Source organism: Intestinibacter sp. (assembly GCF_022780145.1).
GTDB lineage: Bacteria > Bacillota > Clostridia > Peptostreptococcales > Peptostreptococcaceae > Intestinibacter.
On the sequence record NZ_JALEXO010000335.1, the window covers coordinates 1 to 10,415 of the forward strand.

11 protein-coding genes, 1 tRNA gene, 1 rRNA gene and 1 other RNA gene are annotated in these 10,415 nt (G+C 29.4%); 10 read left to right on the plus strand and 4 right to left on the minus strand.

The window, feature by feature from the left end; translation table 11 throughout:
* Positions 1-116 precede the first annotated feature (116 nt).
* The 3 genes from nadC to nadA are packed head-to-tail and all read right to left on the minus strand — an operon-like array spanning position 117 to position 3,155.
* On the minus strand, positions 117-959 hold the full coding sequence (gene nadC, locus MR593_RS12610; RefSeq protein ID WP_290693571.1) for a carboxylating nicotinate-nucleotide diphosphorylase: 843 nt from the start codon (positions 957-959) through the stop codon (positions 117-119).
* Entirely contained in the window at positions 952-2,244 is a 1,293-nt protein-coding gene (locus MR593_RS12615; protein WP_290693574.1) for an L-aspartate oxidase, read from the minus strand. The genes nadC and MR593_RS12615 overlap by 8 nt, the downstream gene beginning before the upstream one ends.
* 2 nt (positions 2,245-2,246) lie before the next feature.
* Positions 2,247-3,155: a quinolinate synthase NadA gene (nadA, locus tag MR593_RS12620; RefSeq protein ID WP_290693577.1), complete on the minus strand. Its 909-nt coding sequence runs from the start codon at positions 3,153-3,155 to the stop codon at positions 2,247-2,249.
* A gap of 233 nt (positions 3,156-3,388) precedes the next feature.
* Between nadA and MR593_RS12625 the strand changes: the two genes are divergently transcribed.
* The 8 genes from MR593_RS12625 (at position 3,389) to MR593_RS12660 (ending at position 8,098) form a co-directional block, all read left to right on the plus strand.
* Entirely contained in the window at positions 3,389-3,901 is a 513-nt protein-coding gene (locus MR593_RS12625; protein ID WP_290693580.1) for a transcription repressor NadR, read from the plus strand.
* Positions 3,902-4,070: 169 nt separating this feature from the next.
* Positions 4,071-4,523 (plus strand): nucleoside deaminase, encoded by a 453-nt coding sequence (locus tag MR593_RS12630; protein WP_290693583.1) that lies wholly within the window; start codon positions 4,071-4,073, stop codon positions 4,521-4,523.
* Positions 4,524-4,526: 3 nt separating this feature from the next.
* Positions 4,527-4,619 (plus strand) — tRNA-Ser (locus MR593_RS12635).
* Positions 4,620-4,646: 27 nt separating this feature from the next.
* An RNA gene (gene ffs / locus MR593_RS12640) (signal recognition particle sRNA large type) lies at positions 4,647-4,910 on the plus strand.
* Positions 4,911-5,098: 188 nt separating this feature from the next.
* Positions 5,099-6,745, plus strand: a complete 1,647-nt coding sequence (dnaX, locus tag MR593_RS12645) for a DNA polymerase III subunit gamma/tau (RefSeq protein WP_290693586.1) — start codon at positions 5,099-5,101, stop codon at positions 6,743-6,745.
* Between the two features lie 59 nt (positions 6,746-6,804).
* Complete coding sequence (locus tag MR593_RS12650) at positions 6,805-7,149, plus strand: YbaB/EbfC family nucleoid-associated protein (protein WP_290693589.1); 345 nt, start codon at positions 6,805-6,807, stop codon at positions 7,147-7,149.
* Positions 7,150-7,161: 12 nt separating this feature from the next.
* The gene (gene recR, locus MR593_RS12655) at positions 7,162-7,761 is read left to right on the plus strand and encodes a recombination mediator RecR (protein ID WP_290693592.1); all 600 of its coding nucleotides are present in this window, start codon (positions 7,162-7,164) and stop codon (positions 7,759-7,761) included.
* 133 nt (positions 7,762-7,894) lie between these two features.
* Complete coding sequence (locus MR593_RS12660) at positions 7,895-8,098, plus strand: hypothetical protein (protein WP_290693595.1); 204 nt, start codon at positions 7,895-7,897, stop codon at positions 8,096-8,098.
* A gap of 103 nt (positions 8,099-8,201) precedes the next feature.
* On the opposite strand, the gene MR593_RS12665 is transcribed toward MR593_RS12660, so the two are convergent.
* A complete protein-coding gene (locus tag MR593_RS12665) occupies positions 8,202-9,365 on the minus strand; it encodes an MGDG synthase family glycosyltransferase (protein WP_290693598.1) in 1,164 nt (387 codons plus the stop codon).
* A gap of 153 nt (positions 9,366-9,518) precedes the next feature.
* Between MR593_RS12665 and MR593_RS12670 the strand changes: the two genes are divergently transcribed.
* Both MR593_RS12670 and MR593_RS12675 read left to right on the plus strand, forming a co-directional pair.
* Complete coding sequence (locus MR593_RS12670) at positions 9,519-9,749, plus strand: glutaredoxin family protein (RefSeq protein WP_290693601.1); 231 nt, start codon at positions 9,519-9,521, stop codon at positions 9,747-9,749.
* A 554-nt stretch (positions 9,750-10,303) separates the two neighbouring features.
* Positions 10,304-10,415 (plus strand): 16S ribosomal RNA (locus MR593_RS12675); the annotation flags it as partial.

Sequence of the window (10,415 nt, forward strand, 5' to 3'; positions counted from 1 at the left end):
TTTTTTATATTTTAAATTTATTTGAGCTTTACGAATAATATAAAAAGTCTACATTTTGAAGTTTTTAATTAATTATCAAAATGTAGACTTTTTTATTTTAATATTTTATGGAGTTGCTAGTTTAAAGGTTTAAGGTTTTTCATACTTAAATCTAGTATTTTAGCTGAGTGAGTTAGGGCACCTACTGATATAAAATCTACACCTATTTCGGCTATGGATTTTATTGTTTCTAATGAAACATTTCCAGAAAACTCGATTTCAGCCTTGTTTCCTATCATAGAAACAGCCTTTTTAGCTGTATCTAAGTCCATATTATCTAACATTATTATATCTGCTTTTACATCTAATGCTTCTTGTACCATATCTAGAGTTTCTGTTTCGACTTCTATTTTTCTAACAAATGAAGAATTTTTTCTAGCTAGATTAACTGCATTAGTTATTCCACCAGCTGCATCTATATGGTTGTCCTTAAGCATTACACCATCAGATAGGTTAAATCTATGATTATTTCCACCACCGACTTTTACAGCGTATTTTTCTAATATTTTTAAATTAGGAGTTGTTTTTCTAGTATCTAATAATTTTGCGTGAGTATGTTCTATTTGCTTTACAAATTTATTAGTCAAAGTTGCTATTCCACTCATTCTTTGAAGGAGATTTAAAGCAACTCTTTCTCCCATAAGTATATTTCTAGTATTACCTTTAAGTTCAGCGATTTTTTCTTTTGGATATACTTTATCCCCATCTTTTTTCAACAAATCCACAGTTACCCCACCTAATATGTGGAAAACTCTTGCATATACTTCTAATCCAGCTATTATACCTTCTTCTTTACAAAGAAGATCAACTGAAGATATACTATCTTCTGATATTATGGAATTAGTAGTTATATCCTCATTTGGAATGTCTTCAACAAGGGCGTCTTTTATTATTTTATCTACAATTAAAAAATTAATCATCTATTATACCACCTTTTTCCTTAATAGCTTCTACAACTAATTTTTTATTTTCTGCTGCAATTTGTTCGATTGTCTTATCCACAGTATTGACAGGTTTTGTGATTAATTCTGTATTATCAATTGAATTATTTATAACATTTGCAGCTCTCTTAGAGAATACTAATCCTTCTAGTAGAGAGTTACTAGCTAATCTGTTAGCACCGTGTATTCCTGTACAGCTAGTTTCACCAACTGCGAAAAGGCGATCTAAAGATGTTTGACTATTAGTATCTACTTTTATACCGCCCATAAAGTAATGTTGGGCAGGAGATACCTTTACAGGTTCTTTTGTTATATCAGTTCCTTTTGCAAGACAATTTTCATAGATTAAAGAAAATCTATTTTTTATGTAGTCAGGGTCTAGGAAGCTGATATCTAATAAAACATAAGGTGTATTTGTCTTTTTCATTTGTTCAAATACGGCAGCTGAAACGACATCTCTTGGTAATAATTCATTTACAAATCTTTCGCCATTTACATTTCTAAGTATACCGCCTTCGCCTCTTACTGATTCAGATATAAGAAATCTTCTTTCATCTTCTGTTTCATCGTAAAAAGCAGTAGGATGTATTTGTATGTAATTAATATCTTTAAGTTCTACGTTATGTCTTATAGCTGCAGCTAAACCATCGCCTTTTAAAATTCTTTGACTAGTAGAATTTTTATAAAGTCCTCCGATTCCACCACAAGCTAGAATCACATATTTAGCAAAAACATTTATTTGTTCATTATTCTTTAATAGGATAGCTCCTATACATTTATCATTGTCTTCAATTATGTCTACAAAGAAAGTATCTTCATAAACAGTTATATTTTTTCTAGTAAGTACGTTTTTTACAAGTGTTTTTTCAACATCTTCACCTGTATGGTCGTTAGTATGTACTATTCTGTTTATACAGTGAGCACCTTCTTTTGTGTAATCCCAGTTTCCATTTTCATCTAGGTCGAGTTTAAGGCCTAAAGAAACTAATTGTTCTACATTTTCTATAGATTCAGAAGTTAAAACTTTTACAGCATCTAAGTCGTTTTTATATTGTCCAGCTTTAAGAGTATCTTCTATAAAGTCTGGGATATCTTCTTTGTTTCTAGCAACTGAAATACCGCCTTGAGCTAAAGCTGTATTAGTGCAGTCTATTTTTCCTTTTGAAACGACTAAAACATCTAAATTACTATCTAAATTAAGAGCACTATATAAACCAGAAACTCCTGATCCAATTATTAAAACATCAACATTTTTATTTTTCATAATTATTTCCCCAATTTATGCATATTTTCTAGAGCTGTTAAAGCTTTTTTGCTAGTTTCTTCGTCTAGAATGATTTCTTCTTTTTTACCAGTTAATGCGTCGTAAACATCTTGTAAAGTAGTTTTCTTCATGTTAGGACAGATCATATTTTCTGGGAAGTAGAACTCTTTATCTGGGTTATTTTTCTTAAGTTGATGTAATACTCCTTGTTCTGTACATATTATGAATTCTTTGTCTTCACATTCAGTTGCAAATTTGATTATACCGCTAGTACTACCTATATAATCACTTAAATCTCTAACTTCTTTAGAACATTCAGGATGAGATAAAACTTTTACATTTGGATGTTCTTCTTTTAATTTTGTTACATCTTCTGCAGATACTCTTTCGTGAGTAGGGCAGAAGCCTTTCCATTGTATGAATTCTTTTTCTGGGAAGAATTCAGCTATGTATCCACCTAAGTTTCTATCAGGTAAAAATAGTATTTGTTTGTTAGGTATATTTTTCATTATTTCTAAAGCACTAGATGATGTAACAGAAGCATCACAAAGAGCTTTAACTTCATAAGATGAATTTATGTAGCAAACTTTAAATGCATCTGGATATTCTTTTATTTTTTCTTCTAAATCTTCAGCTTCAGCCATATCTGCCATAGGACATCCTGCATCTGGAGCTGGTAGTATAACTGTTTTATTTGGAGATAAAATTTTTGCACTTTCAGCCATGAATTTAACACCACAGAATATAATTAAATCTTCTTTAGCATCACGAGCTACTTTGCTTAAATAATAAGAATCTCCTACATAGTCTGCTATTTCTTGTACTTCAGGAATTTGATATAGATGCGCTAATATTATAGCGTTTTTTTCTTTTTTTAATTTTAATATCTTTTCAGATAATTGATTCGTCATAATTTACCCCTTTTTAAAAAATGTATTTACAGGTGTATTTACACCTGTGACAACAATTATAGCATCTTATAATTTACTATTCAATAAAAAACTAATCGTTAATTTTTTAATTTGTAATTGTATATATAACTTATTAATCAAAAAAAGTTAACGATTGATTTTTGTTATGAAAGTATATAGAATAAATAAAAGATAGTGAAAAAGAAAATAATAGAATTAGAAGAAGGTGCGAAATGAACTCAAATGAAAGAAGAGAAAAATTATTGGAGATTCTGAGAAGCGCTGATGAACCTGTAAAGGGGAGTGTATTATCAGCGAAACTTGATGTAAGTAGACAAGTTATTGTAAAAGATATAGCACTTTTAAGAGCATCTGGTATAGAAATTTTGGCAACGTCTACTGGATATATGATTTTAAATTCTCTTAAAAGAGAGTTTGAGATAATGTGTAAAAATCACAAATCGAATGAGGAAATTTTTGAGGAATTAAAAACTATAGTTGATTTAGGCGGAAAAGCAAAAAATGTTATAGTAAAACATCCTACTTATGGAATTTTAAAGGCTGATTTAAATGTGGCTACAAATAGAGATCTAAAAAAATTCATGGAAAAAGTATCGAGAAATGAATTTAAACAATTATCTACATTATCACAAGATTATCACATTCATACAGTTGAGGTTTCTGATGTAGGAGTATTAGAAGAAATAAAGCAAGAATTAAGGGCAAAAAATATTTTATTTGAATAATTGAGAGAAAGAAGAGGGACTTATATTTAATAGGTCCTTTTATATTTTTAAGTGAATTATAATAATTTAGTAAAAAAAGTCGTCTAAAGTAAAAATTTGAAGTAAAAAATAAGTTGAATTATAAAAAAACTTATGTTAATATTAATATGTTATATGTTTAGGAGGTATGATGGATAAATTATTTTTTATGAATGAAGCTATAGAAGAAGCTAAAAAGGCATATGATAAGGGTGAAACACCTATAGGAGCAGTAGTAGTCAAGGATGATCAGATTATAGGTAGAGGTCATAATTTAACTGAGACATTGAAGGATAGTACAGCTCATGCAGAGATGTTAGCTATAAGAGAAGCAGCTGATACATTAGGTGGCTGGAGATTGATGAATTGTGATTTATATGTGACTATGGAGCCTTGTATTATGTGTAGCGGAGCTATAGTTAATTCCAGAATAAAAAATATAATTATCGGAACTAAACATATTAAAAATGCTAATATAGAAAAACAACATACATTTAAGATGGAGTACTTTAAAGATAGTCGTGTAAATGTAGAGTTTGGAATTATGGAAGAAGAGTGTTCGATCATTCTGCAAAGATTTTTTAAAGACCTAAGAAAAAAATAAATTGGAGAGATGGTCGAGAGGACGAAGACGCTGGCCTGGAAAGCTAGTATGCGTGTCAAAAGCGTATCGTGGGTTCGAATCCCACTCTCTCCGCCAAGAAACATAATATCGGTTACAACTTTGCTGTACTAGATGGGGAAGTAGCGGTGCCCTGTAACCTGCTATCCGCTATAGCAGGATTGAATTCCATCTGGAGGCTACTACTTTGTGGAGCTGCCCGAAGCAAGTGGTGTTGACGCTTAGGTCCTATGCAATGTAAGCCCATGAACCCTGTCAGGTCCGGAAGGAAGCAGCAGTAAGTGGTTACTGCATGTGACGTAGGAGTGCCTAAGTTGAGCTAACTACTTTGGTAACGTCTGTGAAGTATAGTCAATAGATGGTGTACAGCATTTTAATATATAAAACAGAATCCCTTTTGACAGGGATTTTTATTTTGCAAATTTTTTTGATTCGTTATAAATTATAGAATCGTTTAAATAAAGTTTTTTTATTAATTTAATGATATAATAATTAAAGAAATTGTCTAAATTATATTTAGAATAAAAAACTATATTTAAAATAAAGGGGAGATAAATGTGCATAAGGCGTTATATAGAGTATATAGACCTAAGAATTTTAATGATATAGTAGGTCAAGAACATATAGTTAGAACTTTAAAAAATCAAATAGAAAGTCAAAATGTAGGGCATGCATATTTATTTTGTGGTACAAGAGGTACTGGTAAAACATCTACGGCAAAAATATTTTCTAGAGCTGTAAACTGTACTGATTTACACGATAATGAACCTTGTAATGAGTGTGAAAGTTGTAGAGAAATTTTAGAAGATAAAACTATGGATGTAGTTGAAATAGATGCTGCTTCAAATAATAGCGTAGACGATATAAGAGAATTAAGAGAAAATGTAAAATATTCTCCTTCTAAATCTAAATACAAAGTATATATAATTGATGAGGTTCATATGCTATCACAAGGAGCATTTAATGCACTTTTAAAGACATTAGAAGAGCCACCATCATATGTTATATTTATATTGGCGACTACTGAACCACATAAAATTCCTGCAACAATACTGTCTAGATGTCAACGATTTGATTTTAAAAGAGTTACAGTCAAAGATATTTCCTCTAGAATGAAATATATATGTGAAAAAGAAGGAATAGAAGCCGATGATAAAGCATTAAATTTAATAGCTAGAAATTCACAAGGTGCACTTAGAGATGCGCTTAGTATATTAGACCAATGTATATCTTTTCAAGGACATACTATAAGCTATAATGATGTAATTGAGCTTTTAGGAAGTGTAAATATAGAGCAACTATTTGATTTGGCAGAATCAATAATAAAAGAAGATACAAAAAAATCACTCCAAATTTTAAATGATTTTATAGTTTGGGGTAAGGATGTAAGAAATTTAGTAAATGATTTAATAGATCATTTCAGAAATTTAATGGTTTGCAAAATTTCAAATGATTTAGACGATATTATATCACTGCCAGAGGAAACTATAGATTTGCTCAAACAACAGGCGACTACAATAGATACAAACAATTTAATAAGAATTTTAAATATATTATCAGAAACACAAGATGCTATGAAATCTTCATCAAATCCAAGAGTTCTTATGGAAGTAACTATGATAAAAATAGTTCAGCCTATGTTTGATGAAAGTAAAGAGGCTTTAATTAAGAGAATAGAGAATTTAGAAAAGAAAATTGAATCAGGAGATATAAAAGTTAATCACATATCCACAAATCAATCAGTGGATAACTTTGATGGAAATGGTCAAATCGATAAAAATACACAAGAAAGTCAATCAGAAGAAAATATAGAATATGAAAATATAAAAAATGATGATGTTAAATTAATACAAAAATCATGGAAAAATATATTACAAAAGATGAAAGAAGATAAGGAACAGGTAACTAGGGCCTTACTTCAAGATGTAGATAGCTTTAATGTATCAGAAGATACTTTATATATAATTTTTACTGATAATTATTCATTTGCTAAGTCTAGATTGGATTCGCCAAAGACTATAGAATACGTAGAGAAAGTCATAAGAGAAGTATTGAATAGAAGCTTCAACGTAAAAATAGCCTTGAAATCTCAAGTAGTAAATTTAAATACTGAAATAAAAAAAGAGGATAAAGGCGAGAAGATATTAAAAGATATAGTAAGTGAGGATATATTAGAAGTAAAAGATAGTATTGAAAAAAGCTAAAATAAATGATAATAATTATATTATGATACAATGAAAAATTTTTTAAGGAGGAAAGATAAATGGCTAAAAAAGGATATGGCGGAGGAATGATGCCAGGAAATATGAATCAAATTTTAAAGCAAGCTCAAAAAATGCAAGATAATATGCAAAAAATGCAACAAGAATTAGAAGCTAAAGAGTTTGAAGTATCTGTAGGAGGAGGAGCTGTAACTGTCAAAGTCAACGGAAAAAAAGAACTTTTAGACATAAACATGAAACCAGAAGTTGTTGACCCAGATGATATAGAAATGTTACAAGATTTAGTAATAAGTGCTGTAAACGAAGCTTTAAGAAAAGTTGACGAAGCTCAATCATCTCAAATGAGTAAAATGGCTGGGGGAATGAACATACCAGGATTATTTTAGTAGGTGATAATGATGCAATATTATACAGAGCCTATAAGTAGGCTTATTGAAGAATTTTCAAAGCTTCCAGGAGTAGGAAAAAAAACAGCTCAGAGATTGGCTTTTCATGTTATTAACATGAGTACAAACGATGTAGAAGCTTTATCAAAAGCGATTTTAGATGCGAAAAGAGAAATCAAATACTGTTCTATATGTTGTAATATAACAGATAAAGACCCTTGCAGTATGTGTTCTAATCCAAATAGAGATCCAAGCGTGATATGTGTAGTAGAGGACCCTAGAGATGTAGCAGCTATGGAAAAAACAAAAGAATTTAAGGGACAATACCATGTTTTAAATGGCGTAATTTCACCTATGGATGGTGTGGGTCCAGATATGATAAATATAAAGGAATTAATCCAAAGATTAGGCAATCAAGAGGTTAAAGAAATAATCATGGCTACTAATCCAACTATAGAAGGAGAAGCTACAGCTATGTATATAGCTAGACTTATAAAGCCTATGGGAATTAAAGTCACTAGAATAGCTCATGGATTACCTGTAGGAGGAGATTTAGAATATGCCGATGAAGTTACTATATCTAAAGCCTTGGAAGGAAGAAGAGAAATATAATAAAAATTAATAATAGAATGAATCAGCGTGAATTTATATATATTATTTTGCGCTGATTTTTTTTATTTACTTAATTGAATCGTTAAAAACATTGTTGTATAATCTTATTAATAAATTTAAATAGAGGTGTAAGATGAAAACAACTATGGATTTTGAGGAGTATACTGTCAATAAAGAAAAGAGACAGAGAAAAATTGAATCTAAAAAAAGAGACAAATCAAAAAGTACAACTAAAAGAAAAAAACATGTGATAAAGGATAATAGAAATAGTTCTTTCAGAAATAATTACAAGCATTATCAGTATGATTATGAAGAAGATTTTTATGAACCTTATTAAAAATTAAAAGATGATATTGTAAAATCGGCCAACTCATGAGAGTTGGCTTTATTAATTGTGTTTAATTATTTATGTATTTGAGGTTAATCGTGTATTGATAAAATTAACTGATTATATCAATCACTAAATTAGCTATATCTTCAGCTGTGTTTTGTTTTTTTATAGCCTTTATGTTATTTTTTATTAATTCTATTCTAGATGGATTATCTATAAGTACTTTTAGTAATACAGAAAGAGTGAATTTTTTAGAAGTTCTTATAGCCGCACCGCAATTTGATAGAAAGTCTAAGTTTTCTTCTTCTGGTCCAGGTATGTAATAAGGAACGATCATTGGTAGTTCCTTTATTAAACATTCAGTAGTTGTTAAGCCCCCTGGTTTTGAAATTATTATATCCACAGATGATAAGATATCGTTCATTTTTTTAGTAAATCCAAGTACTGATATGTTTTTATCAAATGAATGTTTTTCAATTGACTTTTCTAATTTTTCTTTTAAGCTTTCATTTCTGCCTGCAATTACAAGTATTTGGAAATCTCTGTCTATAGATATTAATTCTTTTAAGGTATCTTTTATATTTCCAGCTCCAAAACTTCCACCCATTACTAATACAGTGAATTTATCAGGAGCAAGTCCTAACTCTTCAAGGACGACATTTCTTTCTCTATGCTCTAAAAATGATTTTTCGACAGGAATACCATATACTTTTATCTTTTTATCATCTATGCCTTCTGATATTAAAACTTCTCTTACATATTCATCACCAGCAACATAATAATCAATTTCATCTTGAATATATGCTGAGTGAGCTGTATAGTCAGTTAAAACTGATATAAGAGGCGGGATATAAAAATTACTAAAAATATTGTTATCAGGATATTTCTTTTTTAGAGTACTTAAAGCTATCATAGGAAATGGATGAGTTCCTATGATTAAATCTGGTCTAGAGTCCTTTAATAATTTTTTTAATTTTGAACACATAAGAGTATTGAATAAATTTCCTTTAAATTCGTTTTTAGCTATTATATTAGCATCAGAGATCTTATACATACCACCCCAAGCTTTAGGTGTATATTTAGCCGATTTTTCATAACCACTAGAGATAATTTTATCTGTTGCTGTGTTGATCATTTTTAAACTATCTACAATTTCACAATCTATATGTTCACCATCGATATATTTTTTATCTAGTTCATCTTTTATTGCGTGGGCTGCTCTATTATGTCCTCCGCCTGTAGAGGCAGACATAATTAGTACCTTTTTAGACATTACAAATAACCTCCTAATTATTATGATTATATTGCTTTATTTTTATAAATTATGTACTATTAATTATATTTTTATAATTTACAATACATATTAATTTTATAATATGTATAAGTGAAAATAAAGGAAAATTAGAAAAAGAAGGAGTGAGATATATTGAAAAGAATCGAGATGTACACAAGTGATACTTGCCCAAACTGTGTAAAATTGAAAGAGTTTTTGAAAAAAAATAATATAGAATACATTGAATATAATATATCAAAAAGTGAAAAATATAGAAAAGAGCTTATAAAAGAAGGTTTTTTATCTGTGCCAGTTATGAAAATAGATGACGATTATGTTTTAGGATTTGATGTACCTAGGATAAAAGAATTACTATCTTTGTAAAATTTTTTGTTATATAAATTTGAAATTATAGGCATACTATTTAGAGATAATAATTTTATTACATAGATTTTATAAAATATATTTTTTATAAAATCTATGATAAATTATAGCTAATTAGAAGTGCTGTAATAAGTTAATATAAAGAACATACAATTTAATATTTTAATGAGATTATTTAAGTATAAATTATAAAAATATACAAATAATAAAAATAAAATAAAAAAAGTATTGACGAAAGTTTTTTTTGATGGTATAGTATTACTTGTCCTTGAGAGAGAGGGACAAGAGCTTGAACAGCTTAGGACTTTAAAGTTTTAAATAAAAAATAAAAAAAGTCCTTGACAAAAAAATAAAATTTTGTTAAAATGATTAAGCTGACTTAAGCAATGAACTTTGAAAATTAAACAGTAGGTTAATAATAAACTTTAATTCACACGAATTAAAACCAACAAACCAAGCCAGATATTCGATAATGATTAGTCTGAGCAGGAAACTTTATTTTGAGCAATTGACATGAGCGAAGCGAATGGACATTGCGACATAAAGTGTAACTTTATTTTGAGAGTTTGATCCTGGCTCAGGATGAACGCTGGCGGCGTGCCTAACACATGCAAGTTGAGCGATCTTCTTCGGAAGAGAGCGGCGGACGGGTGAGTAACGCGTGGG

Excerpts from the sequence above, each read along its gene's own strand:
- nadC (WP_290693571.1), bottom strand. The coding sequence starts at position 959 with ATGATTAATTTTTTAATTGTAGATAAAATAATAAAAGACGCCCTTGTT.
- MR593_RS12615 (WP_290693574.1), bottom strand. The coding sequence starts at position 2,244 with ATGAAAAATAAAAATGTTGATGTTTTAATAATTGGATCAGGAGTTTCT.
- nadA (WP_290693577.1), bottom strand. The coding sequence starts at position 3,155 with ATGACGAATCAATTATCTGAAAAGATATTAAAATTAAAAAAAGAAAAA.
- MR593_RS12625 (WP_290693580.1), top strand. The coding sequence starts at position 3,389 with ATGAACTCAAATGAAAGAAGAGAAAAATTATTGGAGATTCTGAGAAGC.
- MR593_RS12630 (WP_290693583.1), top strand. The coding sequence starts at position 4,071 with ATGGATAAATTATTTTTTATGAATGAAGCTATAGAAGAAGCTAAAAAG.
- MR593_RS12650 (WP_290693589.1), top strand. The coding sequence starts at position 6,805 with ATGGCTAAAAAAGGATATGGCGGAGGAATGATGCCAGGAAATATGAAT.
- recR (WP_290693592.1), top strand. The coding sequence starts at position 7,162 with ATGCAATATTATACAGAGCCTATAAGTAGGCTTATTGAAGAATTTTCA.
- MR593_RS12660 (WP_290693595.1), top strand. The coding sequence starts at position 7,895 with ATGAAAACAACTATGGATTTTGAGGAGTATACTGTCAATAAAGAAAAG.
- MR593_RS12665 (WP_290693598.1), bottom strand. The coding sequence starts at position 9,365 with ATGTCTAAAAAGGTACTAATTATGTCTGCCTCTACAGGCGGAGGACAT.